Origin of the sequence: Sphingopyxis sp. BE259, from assembly GCF_031457495.1 — a bacterium.
GTDB lineage: Bacteria > Pseudomonadota > Alphaproteobacteria > Sphingomonadales > Sphingomonadaceae > Sphingopyxis.
On the sequence record NZ_JAVDWM010000001.1, the window covers coordinates 3,398,520 to 3,413,701 of the forward strand.

General features: G+C 64.3%; 17 protein-coding genes. 3 read left to right on the forward strand and 14 right to left on the reverse strand.

What is annotated here, in order from left to right:
* Positions 1-2: 2 nt before the first annotated feature.
* The 5 genes from J2X44_RS16285 to J2X44_RS16305 all read right to left on the reverse strand — a co-directional run bounded on the left by J2X44_RS16285 (position 3) and on the right by J2X44_RS16305 (position 5,126).
* Positions 3-824 carry a hypothetical protein gene (locus J2X44_RS16285; RefSeq protein ID WP_310086381.1) on the reverse strand — a complete coding sequence of 274 codons (822 nt, stop codon included), beginning with the start codon at positions 822-824 and terminating at the stop codon, positions 3-5.
* Positions 825-922: 98 nt separating this feature from the next.
* Positions 923-1,756: an arylamine N-acetyltransferase gene (locus J2X44_RS16290; protein WP_310086383.1), complete on the reverse strand. Its 834-nt coding sequence runs from the start codon at positions 1,754-1,756 to the stop codon at positions 923-925.
* Positions 1,750-3,594: a M2 family metallopeptidase gene (locus J2X44_RS16295; protein WP_310086384.1), complete on the reverse strand. Its 1,845-nt coding sequence runs from the start codon at positions 3,592-3,594 to the stop codon at positions 1,750-1,752. The genes J2X44_RS16290 and J2X44_RS16295 overlap by 7 nt, the downstream gene beginning before the upstream one ends.
* A 77-nt stretch (positions 3,595-3,671) precedes the next feature.
* Positions 3,672-4,436, reverse strand: a complete 765-nt coding sequence (locus J2X44_RS16300) for an alpha/beta hydrolase (protein WP_310086387.1) — start codon at positions 4,434-4,436, stop codon at positions 3,672-3,674.
* A gap of 42 nt (positions 4,437-4,478) precedes the next feature.
* Positions 4,479-5,126 (reverse strand): 2-hydroxychromene-2-carboxylate isomerase, encoded by a 648-nt coding sequence (locus tag J2X44_RS16305; protein WP_310086389.1) that lies wholly within the window; start codon positions 5,124-5,126, stop codon positions 4,479-4,481.
* Between the two features lie 126 nt (positions 5,127-5,252).
* Here J2X44_RS16305 and J2X44_RS16310 point away from each other — a divergent pair, with 126 nt between their 5' ends.
* The 3 genes from J2X44_RS16310 (at position 5,253) to J2X44_RS16320 (ending at position 8,611) form a co-directional block, all read left to right on the forward strand.
* Positions 5,253-5,702, forward strand: a complete 450-nt coding sequence (locus J2X44_RS16310) for a MarR family transcriptional regulator (RefSeq protein WP_310086392.1) — start codon at positions 5,253-5,255, stop codon at positions 5,700-5,702.
* Entirely contained in the window at positions 5,702-6,820 is a 1,119-nt protein-coding gene (locus tag J2X44_RS16315; RefSeq protein WP_310086394.1) for an HlyD family secretion protein, read from the forward strand. The genes J2X44_RS16310 and J2X44_RS16315 overlap by 1 nt, the downstream gene beginning before the upstream one ends.
* A gap of 201 nt (positions 6,821-7,021) precedes the next feature.
* Complete coding sequence (locus tag J2X44_RS16320) at positions 7,022-8,611, forward strand: MDR family MFS transporter (protein WP_310086397.1); 1,590 nt, start codon at positions 7,022-7,024, stop codon at positions 8,609-8,611.
* 113 nt (positions 8,612-8,724) lie between these two features.
* Here the strand turns inward: J2X44_RS16320 and J2X44_RS16325 are convergent, their stop codons facing one another.
* The 9 genes from J2X44_RS16325 to J2X44_RS16365 form a co-directional block, all read right to left on the reverse strand.
* Positions 8,725-9,336: a hypothetical protein gene (locus tag J2X44_RS16325; protein ID WP_310086400.1), complete on the reverse strand. Its 612-nt coding sequence runs from the start codon at positions 9,334-9,336 to the stop codon at positions 8,725-8,727.
* A gap of 3 nt (positions 9,337-9,339) precedes the next feature.
* A complete protein-coding gene (locus J2X44_RS16330) occupies positions 9,340-9,960 on the reverse strand; it encodes a DUF2238 domain-containing protein (RefSeq protein ID WP_310086403.1) in 621 nt (206 codons plus the stop codon).
* Positions 9,961-10,086: 126 nt separating this feature from the next.
* Positions 10,087-10,869, reverse strand: a complete 783-nt coding sequence (locus J2X44_RS16335) for an arginine deiminase family protein (RefSeq protein ID WP_310086405.1) — start codon at positions 10,867-10,869, stop codon at positions 10,087-10,089.
* Positions 10,870-11,027: 158 nt separating this feature from the next.
* Positions 11,028-12,053: an aspartate-semialdehyde dehydrogenase gene (locus J2X44_RS16340; RefSeq protein ID WP_310086408.1), complete on the reverse strand. Its 1,026-nt coding sequence runs from the start codon at positions 12,051-12,053 to the stop codon at positions 11,028-11,030.
* A 251-nt stretch (positions 12,054-12,304) separates the two neighbouring features.
* Positions 12,305-12,682: a 50S ribosomal protein L19 gene (gene rplS / locus J2X44_RS16345; protein ID WP_137754311.1), complete on the reverse strand. Its 378-nt coding sequence runs from the start codon at positions 12,680-12,682 to the stop codon at positions 12,305-12,307.
* A 4-nt stretch (positions 12,683-12,686) separates the two neighbouring features.
* A complete protein-coding gene (trmD, locus tag J2X44_RS16350) occupies positions 12,687-13,424 on the reverse strand; it encodes a tRNA (guanosine(37)-N1)-methyltransferase TrmD (protein WP_310086410.1) in 738 nt (245 codons plus the stop codon).
* A complete protein-coding gene (locus J2X44_RS16355; protein WP_310086412.1) occupies positions 13,421-13,798 on the reverse strand; it encodes a type II toxin-antitoxin system VapC family toxin in 378 nt (125 codons plus the stop codon). Before J2X44_RS16355 ends, trmD begins: the two co-directional genes overlap by 4 nt.
* Positions 13,795-14,160 carry a hypothetical protein gene (locus J2X44_RS16360; protein WP_310086417.1) on the reverse strand — a complete coding sequence of 122 codons (366 nt, stop codon included), beginning with the start codon at positions 14,158-14,160 and terminating at the stop codon, positions 13,795-13,797. Before J2X44_RS16360 ends, J2X44_RS16355 begins: the two co-directional genes overlap by 4 nt.
* A 46-nt stretch (positions 14,161-14,206) precedes the next feature.
* Positions 14,207-15,127, reverse strand: a complete 921-nt coding sequence (locus tag J2X44_RS16365) for a LysR substrate-binding domain-containing protein (protein ID WP_310086420.1) — start codon at positions 15,125-15,127, stop codon at positions 14,207-14,209.
* Between the last annotated feature and the right edge of the window lie 55 nt (positions 15,128-15,182).

Sequence of the window (15,182 nt, forward strand, 5' to 3'; positions counted from 1 at the left end):
CCCTATTTCACCGGGCGGCAATCCTTCAACCACACCAGCGACATGCCATAGTCGAGCCGGTCGAAAGTGCCGGTCAGCTCGACATGCTTGCCGGGCTTGAGCTGGAGCGCGTAGACGCCCTGCCCCTTGGCCAGCACGCAATTGACGCTGAGCCCTGCAGAGGATCGCCCGGGAACGATGTCTGTGAGAACGTTGGACACGAGCTTCCATTCGACCCGGTAGGTGTCGCCAACCGGCCCGATATAGGCAACGGGTCCGTACAGGGTGAACGCCCGGTTGCGGTACCGCTGATCGACGACCGCATTATTCGTGTCGGCCTGTCCGGTAATGTCCTGCGAAAAGCGCAGCACGCTCATGCGGACCGGCGCACCCGGCGCGCTTGCGGCGCCCAGCCCCTTGGCGGCGAGCGCATCGCCCGCCTTGCCACCTTTCAGCTGCGCCAGAATGCCGCACATTTCGGCCTTGGCTCCGGCGTCGGGGATACTCATTCCGGCGCGCAGCTTGGCCTCCATGCGGACGGTGCCCGCGGCATCAGCGGCAATTTCGATCGGGAAAGGGCGCGACTTGCCCGTTGCGGGCGGCTCGATCAGCATCGCGCCGCTGGCAGGCTCGGCGGCCAGGATTGTATAGCCTTTGGCGGCGACGATGCCGTTGAGCTGCCCGACCGCGCTGGCCATGCTCATGTTCGGCACGATGGCGGTCGCAACAAAGCGCAGCCCGGTGACCGGATTGCCTTTTTTGACGAAACTGTCTTCGCAGGTCGCGGCTTGCGCCGTTCCCATCCCCAAAAACAGGCTGGCGATAGACAGAATGAGACGGTTCACGCGGCTTGACCTTCCTGCGGCAGGGACAAGTCTCTTCGCCGCAGCGCGGCATGGATGCTACCGCCAAGATGTACTTGGTATCTCGCGGCGGCGGAGGATCAGGCGGCGCCGAACAGCTGATCATGGCGGTCGGCGGCGCGGTGCCACAGACGGTCGATCTCGGGCAATTCCATCGAAAAAATGTCGCGCCCGACAGCGGCCATCTCGTCGGCGGATCCCAGCAAGCGCGTGGTTTTCCCGATGGACGTCAGCTGGGTGAGGACGCGGCCGCGCAGCGTCCAGTGCGTATCGCCGCGGCGCAACTGGATCACCAGATTCTGGACGAACGGCGACCAGTCCTCAATGGCGAGCGATGATCGCATCGCGGCCAACAGGCTTTCATCGGCGGGCCCGGGAGTGAAGTCGAACCCAAAGGGCGCCCCGTCACCGACCGTTTCGTCAAATGTCCAGCGATCGCCTGCGACATGCGCCAGATGGACCGAATAGGGTCCATCGACAATTGTCGCGGGCTCGATGGCGAGCGGCGCGGTGATCGAGCCGCCGAAACCGACATCGACCAGATAGGGCCGATCCAGATCGACGCGCAGGCACAGATGGTTGCCCGGCCGGTCGGCCAGATCGCCACCGCGCCGCACGTCGGCGCTCAGCCGCGTGACGGAATATCCCAGATCGGTCAGCAAGGCGCCGAACAGCGTGTTGACTTCGTAACACCAGCCGCCGCGCCCGCGCCGCACCACCTTGTCAAAAATATCCTGGACCGCGCCCGGCGGAGCGCGGCCGAGTTGCACCTCAAGATTTTCGAACGGAACATGCTCGAGATGCGCTCGCATCAGGTCGCCAAGCGACGCCAGATCGGGCCGGACCGGGGTCGCGGCGCCGATCCGGCGAAGATAAAGCGCGCGATCGAACCCGGCGGGCGCCGCGCTTACCACCCCTGCGGTTTGCCCTTATTCTGTTCGTCGAGCCATGTTTTCAGCGGCGCGAAATAATCGGCCATCGCCTTGCCCGACATATCGCGGGTGCCGGTGAAGGCCTCGAGCGCGTCGGGCCACGGCTTCGACGCCCCCATCTCCAGCATCGCGTTCAGCTTCGCACCGACCTCCTTGTTGCCATAGAAGGAACAGCGGTGGAGCGGTCCGGTCCAGCCGGCCTGCTTGCACGCCGCTTCGTAGAACTGGAACTGCAGGATGCGCGCCAGGAAATAGCGCGTGTAGGGGGTGTTCCCGGGGATATGGAATTTCGCCCCCGCATCGAACGCATTCGCAGGCCGCTCACCCGGGGGAACGATGCCCTGATATTGGGTCCGCAGCTGGGTCCAGGCACTGTTATAGGCGGCGGGCTTGATCGTGCCGTCGAACACGCCCCAGCGCCAGCGATCGACGAGCAGGCCGAACGGCAGGAAGGCGACCTTGTCCATCGCCTGCCGCAGCAGCAGCCCGATATCCTTGTCGGCGCTCGGCACCTTCGCCTTGTCGAGCAGGCCGATGTCGACGAGATATTGCGGGGTGATCGACAGCGCGACGAAATCGCCGATCGCCTCGTGAAAGCCGTCGTTGGCGCCGTTCAGATAGAGGAACGGCTGCTTGTTATAGGCGCGCTGGTAATAATTATGGCCCAGCTCGTGGTGGATCGTCGTGAAGTCGTCGGCATTCACCTTGATGCACATCTTGATGCGGATATCGTCCTTGTTATCCACATCCCACGCCGACGCGTGGCAGACCACTTCGCGGTCGGCGGGCTTGGTGAACATGCTCCGCTTCCAGAAGGTTTCGGGCAGCGGCGCCATGCCGAGCGACGAATAGAAATTCTCGCCCGCCTTGACCATGTCGAGCGGCGACTTGCCCTGCGCGGTCAGCAGCTCGCCGACGTCATAGCCGAGGTCTCCCGAGCCCGCGGGCGCGACGAGCGGGTAGATATTGCCCCATTCCTGCGCCCACATATTGCCGAGCAGGTCGGCGCGGATCGGCCCGGTCTTGGGCTGCACCGCGTCGCCATATTTTTCATTGAGTTTCCAGCGGGTATAGGTGTGGAGCGCCATGTAGAGCGGCTTCACTTCCTGCCAAAGCCGTTCGGTCGTCTTGGCAAAATCCTCGGGCGACATGTCATAGCCTGACCGCCACATCGCGCCGGTATTGGTAAAGCCGAGTTCCTTGGCACCCTCGTTGGCGATGCCGACCAAGCGGGCATAGTCATCCTTCATCGGCGCCCCGACATTGTCGTGCCAGCTGGTCCACATTTCGGCGAGCTCGGCGGGCGTCCGTTCGACATTGCCCATCTGCTCCTCGATGTCGGAGCCCGAGATTTCCTTGCCGTTCAGCGTGCCGCGGCCCTTGCCATATTGCGATTGCAGGTCGGTCGCGATCTGGTTGAGTTCGGTCGCCGCGCCGGGCTTGGTCGGCGCGGGCAGGACGAGGCCGGTGCGCAGGATATCGAGTTTGCGTTTGGTGTCGGCGCTCAGCCCCGCAACATCCTTATATTTTGCAGCTTCCAGCGCATATTTGACCGCCTTTTCGGTGCCAACGGCGTTGATCCGCGCCGCCATCGCGTCGGTATCTTCGGTGAGGTAGGTGCTGTTGACCCAGTTCACCTGGCTCGCCTCGACGGTATAGTCGAACAGATCCTTTTCCGCCGCAGCGATAAAGGCATCGGCATCGGCGGCGGTGGGTTTCGCAGTCTTGGCTGCGGCGGCGGGCTTCTGCTCCGCGGCGACGGCGGGGCCGACAAGCGCGAGCGACAGGGCCAGCGACAGGGTCGATATCATAGCTTTCATGGGGTGCGATCCTCTGGACGAGTTTGAAGGCGCTCTGCGACGCGATGGCGGAAACTTGGACCGCAGCGGCGGCGCGGTCAAGCGGTCAGGAACGCCGCGATCGCCTCGCCCAGCTCAGGCTGGGTCACGCTTGACATATGGGTGCCGGGAATCGTTGCGAGCTGGGCGTCGGCGAGCGCCGCGACGAGTTCGGGCGCTGAGCCATTGTCCTGATCCTGCTCGCCGCACACCACCAGCACCGGCATCGTCAGCGCCGCCAGGGCTTCAAGCGGGGTGTCGGTAAAGCTGTCGAGCAAATGGCCTGCCGCGATGCGATCGACCTTCATCGTCTTCATGAACTGGATCGACAGCCAGGTGTCGTCGCCGCGCTTGGCAGTATCATATTCTGCGATCGCGCGTTTGAAGAACGCGCCGCGCCGCTGCCAGCCTGCGAGCCCCGCCAATCCCATACCGCCGAGGATCAAGCGGCGCGGCGTCATGCCCGCGACGACCGCGCGAACACTGGTCCGGGCGCCGAGCGAAAAGCCGCCAAGATCGAAATCGGTCAGGCCCAGATGCGCGACCAGATCCTCCAGATCGCGCACCAACACGTCGGGCGGGTAGAGTTCTTCTTCGTGCAGCGCCTCGCTCGATCCGTGAACGCGCAGATCGGGCATGATAACGCGGTAGCCCTCGCTGGCGATGCGCGCCGCGGTGCCGAACTTGATCCAGTTGACCTCGCCGCTCGAAAACAGGCCGTGCAGCAGGATCAGCGGCCGCGCGTCGCCAGCCTCCGGACAGGTTTCACGCCACGCCAGCCGCACGCCGTCGCGCGCGTCGAAATATCGGGGTTCGATCGTCATGTCCGGGCTATGCCCGCGCCGCGGGCGATTGGGCAAGGCCGATCAGCGCGGTCGCAGTCCCTTTTGCTCCATCCGCCATTTTGCCATGTCGATGCGGTCCTGCCCGAAAAAGGGCTCGCCATCGAACACCAAGGTCGGCACCCCCCAATGACCGGCGATTTCCAGCGCGACCTGATTGGCGGCGATCTCGTTATCGAGCAGCGCCGCATCACCTTCAGCCTCGGCGTCGAGGTCGGCAAGGTCGAGTCCCGCCCGCCGTGCCGCACCCGCCAGATGGTCGCCGAGATGCCAATCGACCGCGCCGCCCCAGATCAACTGCGCCGACTCATGCGCGAACGCCAGGCTCTTGCCGCGCCGCGACGCCGCTTGGCCAAGTCGAGTGAGGCGATAGATATAGGGCTGTTCGGCGGCGATTGCGCGTGTGTTGAAATCCTGGACGATCGGGTCAGGACGCGGCGGGCCGAACGGGATGCCGTGAAACTGAGCGACGCGGATCATGTCGCGCATCGTGTAGCTGAGCCAATTGGGATGGGTGCGCTCGAAAAAATCGGGCTGGCGGATCGCCAGCGGATACACCGGGCGCAGATTGATCGCCAAATCATGGCTGGCCGCGAGCGCGCGATAACGGGCGATGGCCAGATAGCTGTACGGCGAGCGGAAGGACCAGAAAAGGTCGGCGGTCAATGTCATCGCCCTATCCTGCCCAAAAAGCCGATCAACGCAAGCAGTGTAAAGAAAATTTACACCATATTCGAGATTGTTGGCAACAGGATCAGGTGGTTGAATATAGTAGCAATTGCTATTATATAGAATGCCATGAGTGAAACGATCGGATTCCTGCTCAACGATTCGGCGCGGCTGTTCCGCCGCGCGTTCAACGCGCGCACCCGCGATACGGGGATCACCGCGCTGCAATGGCGGCTGATAACCTATCTGCGCCGTCACGAGGGGATAAGGCAGGGGCCGCTGGCCGAGCTGATCGAGGTCGAACCGATCACCCTGTCGCGGATGATCGACCGTCTGGTCGAAGCCGATCTGGTCGAGCGCCGCGCCGACCCGACCGACCGTCGCGCTTGGCAACTGTATCTGGCGCCGCGCGCGGCCGAACTGCTCAACGGGATGCGCGATACTATCGACGCCCTGACCGCCGAAGCGACCGAGGGGCTAAGCGCCGCCGAGCGCGACCAGCTGAATGATCTGGTCGAACGTGTCCGCGCCAATCTGTCGCGCCGCATCTGCCAGAAAGAAACAGAAGAGGCCGCCTGATGGACCAGCTCTCCCCCACCCGCCCCGCGTCCGACGACGCCAACGCGACGCCCAAGGCCGACCCGCTGCCGCCCGCCAACCCCGCAACCGCGACCGAGCAAAAGGAGGCGCCGAAATGGCGCACCCGCCTGCTTATGTTCGGCCTGCCGGCCATCCTGATCGCGGCGGGCGGCTGGTACTGGCTGACCAGCGGCGGGTCGGTGTCGACCGACAATGCCTATGTCCAGATGGACAAGGTGTCGGTCGCCGCCGAAGTGGGCGGACGGATCACCGAGGTTGCCGTGCGCGACGGGCAGCAGGTCGCGGCGGGGCAATTGCTGTTCCGCATCGACGGCGAACCCTATGCGCTGAGCGTCGCGCAGGCGAGCGCGGCGATCGACGCGGCCGAGGTCGAGGTCGGCAATCTGTCGGCGAGCGCGAACACGTCGAGCGTCGACATTGCCGCGGCGCGCGAGGATGTGTCGTTCGCCGAGGTCAATTTCGCGCGCCAGGCGGCGCTGATGGAGAAGGGCTTCACCACCAAAGCCGCCTATGACGCATCGCGCCATGCGGTGTCGCAGGCGCGCGAGCGCGTCCGCCAGGCGCAGGCGGCGGCCACCGAAGCGCGCACCAAGCTGGCCGCGGGTCCGGCAAGCGGGGTCAATCCACAGGTCGAAGCGGCGCGCGTCCAGCGCTCGCAGGCGCAAGTGAATTTGGGCCGCACGACGGTCCGTGCCCCGAGCGCCGGGCGCGTCGCGCAGTCCGACCGGTTGCAGATCGGCCAGATGATGGTGGCGGGGCTGCCCGCGGTCACCTTGGTCGATACCGCGCATCCGTGGGTCGAGGCCAATTTCAAGGAAACCGACCTTGCCGACATGCGCGTCGGCCAGCGCGCCGAGGTGAGCTTCGATGCGTATCCGGGACTCAAGGTCCGCGGCCATGTGCTGACGATCGGTGCCGGGACCGGCAGCGAATTTTCGGTGCTGCCGGCGCAGAATGCCACCGGTAACTGGGTCAAGGTCACGCAGCGGGTGCCGGTGCGGATCGCGTTCGACGAAAAGCCGTCGCGCGAGATGATCGCCGGGCTGTCGGCGGAGGTGCGGGTGTTTACCGATGGCGGTGCGGTGGCGGGTAAATAGGGTGCGCGGTACGCTCGAACGTTCGCATCCTGATCGATCCTCCCCATCGACTTGCGATGGGGAGGTGGCAGCCCCGCAGGGGCTGACGGAGGGGCGGCGACCTCACAAGTCAACGCACGACCGCGGCCCCTCCACCACCGCTTCGCGGCGGTCCCCCTCCCCATCGCAAGTCGATGGGGAGGATTTCGAGCCAGCGTATTAATGGCCTCCCGCTCCCTCCCCCGCCGCCCTGCCGCCACCGCGCTGCCCGACGATGACAGCGTCCCGCTACATGCGCGCGTCCGCCATCGCGGCCTGTTGACCGTCGCGGTCATGGGCGCGTCGATCATGCAGATTCTCGACACGACGATCGCCAATGTCGCCATTCCGCACATGCAATCGGCGCTGGGCGCGACGAGCGAGACGGTGACGTGGGTGTTGACCAGCTATATCCTGGCCAGCGCAGTGGCGATGCCGATAACCGGCTGGCTTGCCGACCGCATCGGGCGGCGCGAACTGTTTCTCGCCGCGATCTTTGGCTTCATCCTGGCGTCGATGGCGTGCGGCGCGGCGCAGTCGCTCGAACAGATGGTCGCTTTCCGGTTCCTGCAGGGTGTTTGCGCCGCGTTCATCGCGCCGCTGTCGCAATCGGTGATGCTCGACATCAACCCGCCTGAACGCCATGCGCGCGCGATGTCGATCTGGGGCATGGGGATCATGATCGGGCCGATCCTGGGGCCGGTGCTCGGCGGCTGGCTGACCGAACAGGCGAGCTGGCGTTGGGTTTTTTACGTCAACCTGCCCTTCGGCGTGCTGACGCTGGCGCTGATGTGGGCGCTGCTCCCGGCGACGCGCCGGACCGATCGCCGCTTTGACCTGTTCGGCTTTTCGATGCTCGCGCTGGGGCTGGCGGCGCTGCAATTGATGCTCGACCGCGGCGCGCATGCCGACTGGTTCGACAGCGCCGAAATCTGGATCGAATGCGGCGTCGCCATTGCGTGTCTGTGGATGTTCGTCGTCCATATGTTCACCGCGCGCGCGCCGCTGTTCAGCCGCGCGATGCTGGCTGACCGCAATCTGGTCACCGCAATGGGGTTCATGATCGTGATCGGGGTCGTGATGTTCGCGTCAATGGCGCTGCTGCCGCCAATGCTGCAAAACCTGTTCGGCTGGCCGGTGATCGATACCGGGCTGGTGCTGGCGGTGCGCGGGATCGGCATTTTGATGAGCATGTGGGTCGCGGGGCAATTGCTGGGCAAGATCGACGCGCGCTGGATGGTCGGTACCGGGCTGGCGATCGCCGCTTACTCGCTGTGGCAGATGAGCCACTGGTCGCTGGCGATGGGGATGGAGCCGGTGATCATCAGCGGGCTGGTCCAGGGGCTGGGCATGGGGCTGATCTTCATCCCGCTCAACACCATGGCATTCGCGACGATCGCGCCGCAGTTTCGCACCGACGGATCAAGCCTGCTCAACCTGTTCCGCAGCCTGGGCGCGTCGATCGGCATCTCGATTGTCACCACCTTGCTGGGGTCAAATATCCAGACGAGCCACGCTGATCTGGCGGCGCATGTCACAAGCAGTTCGGTCAGCATCATCGACCCGTCGACCGCCGACCGGTTCGGGATCGCGGGCGAAACCGCGCTGGCGATGGTCAATGCCGAGATCAACCGGCAGGCGGCGATGGTCGCCTATATCGACGATTTCTGGGTGATGATGTGGGTCACGCTGGCGGCGGTGCCGCTGGTGCTGCTGCTGCGGCCGCCGGGGGCGGGTGCGTCCAAGGCGTCAGCGGCGGATATGGGGCATTGATGTCGGGGCGATGTGCCAGCTCCGATTCTTGACTATCGTTTCCCGTTTTCGTCATCCTGGCGAAGGCCGGTATGACGATGAAAATTGCGGTTGCTTTTGGTCGCAACCACGCATCACCGAAAGAAACAATTCACCCCCGCGAACAGCGCATCGATCTTCGCCGCATCGCCCGGCGCCGCGAACATACCGCCGACGGCGGTGTCGCCGGTGCCGATGCTGAATTCCTCGCCCAGCGTGCTGTCCTCGACGGCGACGATCGACGCCGACTCGCCCGCCTTGGCGCGCGTCGTGCCGATGGCGATGCCGCTCATCGTCGAATAGGCGGCCGCGCCCGGTTCGTTGCCGAGGAACCAGCCGACGAATTTGCCGTCCTGAAAATTCAGCGTCATCGCGTCATAGCGGGTGAATTCCATCGCCCCCGCGCCGCATTCGGCGTTGGTGCTGCGGTCGTCCTCCTGGCCCGCGACGTTCGCGAGCGCGGTTTCGGCCTGCGCGCGCGGGACGCCGAAGGCGAGCAGGCTGGCCTTGCCGCTGGCCTTGTCGATGAAGCGCAACCCCTCGCCATCGAGGCTGACCGCGGTGGTCGCGGCGGCGGGACCGTCGGCCTTTGCCTCGGGCGCCGGCTCGGCTTTCGGCAGGCTATCGTCGCCCGGCGCGGCCTTTTGCGGGGCCGGTTTGCACGCAGCGAGCAATCCGATTATCGCGAGGGTTATCAACTTACGCATCGCCTATCTCCTACGCCAAACCACCAGCACCAATATCGCACCCAGCGACGCCAGCGCCATATCCTTTTGCGCGTCCCAGATGTCGCCTTGCTGACCATTATAGCGGTCGGCGGTTTCGCCCGCGGCGACGATGGTCAGCAGCCATTCGAAGATTTCGTAGAGACAGGACGTGGCCAGAACCCAAGCAAGCACGGTTAACGCCGCGCCGCGATGGCTCAGCCCGCCCCAGCGCCGCGCGATTTCGGCTACGGGAATCACCGACAGCGCGCCAAAGGCGAAATGGACGAGGCGGTCATAATGATTGCGGCTCCAGCCAAAAGCGTCGGACAGGCTGGTGCCAGTCAATGCGCCCGACCAGTCGTCATAGGGGACGCTGCTATATGCATAGCGCCCGCCGAGGGTGTGGAGCGCCATGAACGCCACGATGCACGCGACCGCCGGGGTCGAGAGCGGCCAGCGGCGGAGCAGCGCAGGCGCGGCGATAAGCAGCAGCATCGTCGGGATGTGCTGAAGCAATGCGATTTCGGGATAGGGTTGTTCGATCTGGGCGAGCAGCAGCAGGATCAGGAGTGCGCCGAGCAGGCGGCGCTGGGCGGGAGGGGTAGTGGGCGAGGTTTCGATCATCCTCTCCCCCCTACCCGTTCGTGCCGAGCGAAGTCGAGGCACCGGGAAGGCTAGCACGAACGAGGGGCATCTCGACTTCGCTCGATGCGAACGGAATTTGAGAGCGGAGCAAAAGTTTGTGGGCGGTCACCAGCGCAGCGACATGCAGCTGAGGCCTGCGTCGATATGCGCGATCTGGTCGGTCGGCAGCGGACGGCAGTCGATACCGCGCGCGGTGAGCATGGCGCGCGTTGCAAGCCAGCGGTCGCCGACGAGGACAGTGTTGCGGACGCGCAGAATATTGGCGGCGGGGTTTTCGCCGAGCGGGGTCAGCACCACTTCCAGCCCGGCGAATTGCGGACAGTTCGCCAGTTCGGGGACGGCGAGAATGGTGTTTTCGTCGATCAGGCCGCAGCCGGTCTTGAAGTGGAGGACGCCGGGCGGGGTTTCGGCGATTTCGGCGTGGTAGCCGAGCTGACCGAGCAGCGCGGCAAGTTCGGTGGCGCCGGTGCGATCGGTGCGGTCCGACAGGCCGATGATCACCCGGTTGGCGAGGCGCAGCACATCGCCGCCGTCAGCGTAACCGGGGCCGGTCATTTCGAGCAGCCGCGGATGATGCGCGGCGAGCGCGGCGCGGATATGTTGGACCTCGCCCGCTCGACTCGGCGCGCCGGGGCGGAGCAGGATCGCGCCCTCCGGAAAGGTCAGTGCGACATCTTCGGTGAACAGCGCATCGGGGAAGTCGTCGAGCGGCGGAAGGACGTCAACGGTCAGGCCAAAGTCGCGGAGCGTGGCGACATAGGCGTCATGTTCGGCGGCGAGGCCGGTGAAATCGGGATCGGGGCCGCCGTCGGCGCGGATGCCGTGGACAGCCGATGGCGCAGGAGCGCGGCAGAGGGCGCGGGTGAAGTTGTAGGGGGCAGAATTCATCTGCCTCCCTTACCCGTTCGCATCGAGCGAAGTCGAGATGCCGCGAAGGCGCACACCGATGATAGGTGTCTCGACTTCATCCGTAGGATGAAGTTTATCCTGAGCGCCTGCCAAGGCAGTCGAAGGGCTCGACACGAACGGAATTCAGAAAGAGGCGGTTACCCCTTCTTCAGATGCCGCCGCCCGAGCAATTCCGCAATCTGCACGGCGTTCAGCGCCGCGCCCTTGCGAAGATTATCCGACACGCACCAAAGGTTGAGGCCGTTGTCGACCGTCGGATCGTCGCGGACGCGCGATACGAAGGTCGCGAAATCGCCAACGCATTCGACGGGGGTGATGTAGCCGCCATCCTCGCGCTTGTCGTGGAGGACGACGCCGGGGGCTTCGCGCAGGATGCGCTGGGCATCCTCGGCCGACAGTTCCCGCTCCATCTCGATATTGATCGCTTCCGAATGGCCGACGAACACGGGGACGCGGACGCAGGTTGCGGTGACCTTGATCTTGGGATCGAGGATCTTCTTGGTCTCGACGACCATCTTCCACTCTTCCTTGGTCGATCCGTCGTCGAGGAAGCTGTCGATGTGCGGGATGACGTTGAAAGCGATCTGCTTGGTGAATTTCTGCACGTCCTTTTCGTCGCCGACGAAGATCTGGCGCGTCTGGTTCCACAGCTCGTCCATGCCCGCCTTGCCGGCGCCCGACACCGACTGATAGGTCGACACGACGACGCGGGTGATCTTGGCCGCATCATGCAGCGGCTTCAGCGCAACGACCATCTGCGCCGTCGAACAGTTCGGGTTGGCGATGATGTTGCGCTTTTTATAGCCGTCGATCGCGTCGGGGTTCACCTCGGGCACGATCAGCGGCACGTCGGGGTCCATGCGGTACAGCGACGAATTGTCGATGACGACGCAGCCCGCCGCGGCGGCCTTGGGCGCGTGGATCTTCGTCGCTTCGCTGCCGATCGCAAAGATCGCCATGTCCCAGCCGGCCCAGTCGAAATTGTCGATATTCTGGCATTTCAGCGTGCGGCCCGTGTCCCCGATTTCGACGTCGGTCCCCTGGCTGCGCGACGAGGCGACCAGCGCCAGTTCGTCGATGGGAAATTCGCGCTCGGTGAGGATGGCGAGCACTTCACGCCCGACATTGCCCGTCGCACCCGCGACGACGATCCGGTAACCCATGATTTCTTACCTTCTTTCTCTGTCCGTTTGTCCTGAGGAGGGGCTGAGCGAAGTCGAAGACCCGTCTCGAAGGATAGCAGCGCCGCGTCCTTCGAGACGCCATTTCGACAAGCCCAATGGCTCCTCAGGACGAACGGAATTGGGATGCTATAACAAATTCTTCAGCTGAAACGAAAAACGACCGGTTCTGCCTGTTGGCGGAACCGGTCGTTTTGGAAAGCTGTTTCGGCTTTGGGTGAGAGAAGCTCTCCTTAGCCTTCGCCGGCTTCCGACCGGTAATCGCGGCGTTCCGCAATGCGCGCCGATTTACCAGTGCGGCCACGAAGATAGTAGAGCTTCGCACGACGCACCGCACCCTTGCGGATGACGGTAATGCTGTCGATGTTCGGCGAATACAGCGGGAACACGCGCTCGACACCTTCGCCGAACGACATTTTGCGCACGGTGAAGTTGGAGCCCATGCCCTTGTTCGAGCGCGCGATGCACACGCCTTCGAAATTCTGGACGCGGGTGCGTTCGCCTTCGACCACCTTCACGCCGACTTTCAGCGTGTCGCCGGGGCGAAAGGTCGGAACGGTCTTGCCAGCCTTGGCAATTTCTTCGGCTTCGATCGTCTGGATGAGGTTCATGCCTCTAGTCCTTTTCTGTTCGCCGCGCGCCAGAGGCAGGTCGGGCCCGAGCATCGATATGACGCTCCCAAAGGTCCGGCCTGCGTAACCGTGTGTGATCTTCTGCCTGGTGTTTCCGCCAGGCGGCGATCTTCGCATGATCCCCCGATCGCAGCACTTCGGGGATCGTGCGCCCTTCCCATTCTACGGGTCGGGTATAGTGCGGATATTCGAGCAAGCCGTTTTCAAACGACTCATCGTCCCCGCTAGAAGCCGCGCCCATTACGCCGGGAAGCAGCCGAATGCAAGCGTCGAGCAGCAACAGCGCCCCCATCTCGCCGCCCGACAGGATGATGTCGCCCATCGACACTTCTTCGATCGGCCGCGCATCGAAGATGCGTTCGTCGAACCCCTCGAACCGACCGCACAGGATGATCGCGCCGGGACCGGCCGCAAGTTCGCGCACGCGGGCTTGCGTGATCGGCGTCCCGCGCGGGGTCATCGCGAGGATCGGGAGGCCCGGATGCGCCGCCGTCGCATGATCGACCGCCGCCGCCAGCACATCGGCCTTGAGGACCATTCCAGCGCCGCCGCCCGCGGGCGTGTCATCGACGGTGCGATGCTTGTCGGTCGCAAAATCGCGGATCTGCACCGGCGCGCAGGCCCAGGTTCCGCTTTCGAGCGCGCGCCCTGCCATGCTGTGACCGAGCGGGCCGGGGAACATATCGGGGTAGAGAGTCAGGGGGACGGCGGTGAAGGTCATGGCAGCGTCCAATTCTCGACCGTCAGTCCCGGCACGTCTGCAAAGTCAGCTTCATTTGCGGTGACGAGGGCGACGCCTTGGGACAGCGCGTGGGCGGCTATCAACCGGTCATAGCTTCCGCGGCGGAAAGGCAACGCCGCATAGGCCTGCGCAGCCTTGTAGTCGAAATCGAGCACCGGCACCTCTTCGACGAAGGCTTGCAACTGATCAAAGGCGGGCGCCTTACCACGCGTCGAACCATGTGCGACCTCGGCATATGCGATCGCGGAGGTGACCATGTCGCCCTCGTCGCACGCGCCCGCCCGCGCCACCAGCCGGGCGTCGAGGTTCATGACCAGCGCGATGATGGCATTGCTATCCAGCAGATATTTCACGCGCCGTCATGTCCGTCGGCTTTGCCCGTCAACAAAGCCCGATCTTCGAACAGCCGGTCTTCCGGCGCGATCAGCTGCAGGTCGGTGGCCGACCCCGCCACCTTCGCGATGTTGAATTTGCGTTTGGGCTGATTGGCAGGCTCGTAGCAAAGAAACTGCCCGTGCTCGACAACCAGATCCATTTCGGTTCCGGCCACCAATTTGGTGCCCGCAGGGATTCGCACCGCCAGCGAGTTGCCCGACTTGAATACCTTTACCTTGTGGCGGGTTTTGTCTGACGGTTTCAACCAAGGGGCGGAGCCGAACACCCGATTCAAGGCGAACGCGCGCCGGTCTTCGTTGACTTCACTTCGCTTCGTCATGGCCCATCTCCGTATATACATAGTGTATATACGCGATCCATCAAGGTCAACCCAGCCGTTCCCAAAGTTCATCAGGCAACCGGTGGCGATCCTTGACCACCTCGGCGTGCAGCCATTCGCGAAAGCGTTCGATCTTGCGGACGCCGACGCGGTTTTCGCGGTGGATGAGGAAATGGGCGGTGCCCGGCTGGTACAGCGTATCGAAGGGCTGGACCAGTCGCCCGGCGTCGAGCTCGGCGCGCCACAGCAGCGGCGTCATCAGCGCGATGCCATAGCCACTCTGCACCGCGCTCGCCTCCTGCAACTGACTGTCGAGTTCGATCCCGCGGCGCCGCGGCGGCGGCACCGTGTCGACCCCGGCGGCCGCGAACCAGCCCGCCCACCAGGGATCGTTCGGCGCCAGCCGATCGACGCGCAGCAGGTCCTCGGGCGCCGCAATGTGGTTCACATCGAGAAAGCCGGGCGCGCAGATCGGCGTGACATGGCTGCGATAGAGGAAATCGGCGCGCAGGCCGGGCCAACCGCCGCGGCCGACGCGGATCGCAACATCGACATTGGTCGCGTTGAAATCGACCAGATCGTTGTTCATCATCATGCGAACCGCGAGGTGGGGGTAGGCCAGCTGAAACCCGCCGATCCGGGCGCTGAGCCAGGTGCCGCCAAAGGTCGTCATCGCGCTGATCGTCAGCACGTCGGCCTCGTCGTTGCCCAGTGCGGCAAAGGCGTCCCCCATCGTGCCAAAAGCATTGCTGATCGCGGGCAGCAGTCGCTGGCCGGTTTCGGACAAGCGCACCCGCCCCTTTTCGCGCACGAACAACGCGCGACCGAGCCGGTCTTCCAATTGGCGTATCTGATAGCTCACCGCGGCCTGGGTCAGCCCCAGTTCCTCGGCCGCGCGCGAGAAATTTTGCAGTCTGCCGGCGGCTTCAAAGGTTCGTATGGCGGCGAGGGGCGGCAGTTTGGGCATGGCACGACATAAGATGACCTTATGATATAGCGCAAAGCATTTGTTGGCGCGGCGC

What these genes read in the sequence shown, in the direction of transcription:
- J2X44_RS16340 (WP_310086408.1), bottom strand. Translation starts at nt 12,053, where the DNA reads ATGGGTTACCGGATCGTCGTCGCGGGTGCGACGGGCAATGTCGGGCGT.
- J2X44_RS16320 (WP_310086397.1), top strand. Translation starts at nt 7,022, where the DNA reads ATGGCCTCCCGCTCCCTCCCCCGCCGCCCTGCCGCCACCGCGCTGCCC.
- rplS (WP_137754311.1), bottom strand. Translation starts at nt 12,682, where the DNA reads ATGAACCTCATCCAGACGATCGAAGCCGAAGAAATTGCCAAGGCTGGC.
- J2X44_RS16295 (WP_310086384.1), bottom strand. Translation starts at nt 3,594, where the DNA reads ATGAAAGCTATGATATCGACCCTGTCGCTGGCCCTGTCGCTCGCGCTT.
- J2X44_RS16360 (WP_310086417.1), bottom strand. Translation starts at nt 14,160, where the DNA reads ATGACGAAGCGAAGTGAAGTCAACGAAGACCGGCGCGCGTTCGCCTTG.
- J2X44_RS16305 (WP_310086389.1), bottom strand. Translation starts at nt 5,126, where the DNA reads ATGACATTGACCGCCGACCTTTTCTGGTCCTTCCGCTCGCCGTACAGC.
- J2X44_RS16365 (WP_310086420.1), bottom strand. Translation starts at nt 15,127, where the DNA reads ATGCCCAAACTGCCGCCCCTCGCCGCCATACGAACCTTTGAAGCCGCC.
- J2X44_RS16325 (WP_310086400.1), bottom strand. Translation starts at nt 9,336, where the DNA reads ATGCGTAAGTTGATAACCCTCGCGATAATCGGATTGCTCGCTGCGTGC.
- J2X44_RS16315 (WP_310086394.1), top strand. Translation starts at nt 5,702, where the DNA reads ATGGACCAGCTCTCCCCCACCCGCCCCGCGTCCGACGACGCCAACGCG.
- J2X44_RS16300 (WP_310086387.1), bottom strand. Translation starts at nt 4,436, where the DNA reads ATGACGATCGAACCCCGATATTTCGACGCGCGCGACGGCGTGCGGCTG.
- J2X44_RS16330 (WP_310086403.1), bottom strand. Translation starts at nt 9,960, where the DNA reads ATGATCGAAACCTCGCCCACTACCCCTCCCGCCCAGCGCCGCCTGCTC.
- J2X44_RS16335 (WP_310086405.1), bottom strand. Translation starts at nt 10,869, where the DNA reads ATGAATTCTGCCCCCTACAACTTCACCCGCGCCCTCTGCCGCGCTCCT.
- trmD (WP_310086410.1), bottom strand. Translation starts at nt 13,424, where the DNA reads ATGACCTTCACCGCCGTCCCCCTGACTCTCTACCCCGATATGTTCCCC.
- J2X44_RS16310 (WP_310086392.1), top strand. Translation starts at nt 5,253, where the DNA reads ATGAGTGAAACGATCGGATTCCTGCTCAACGATTCGGCGCGGCTGTTC.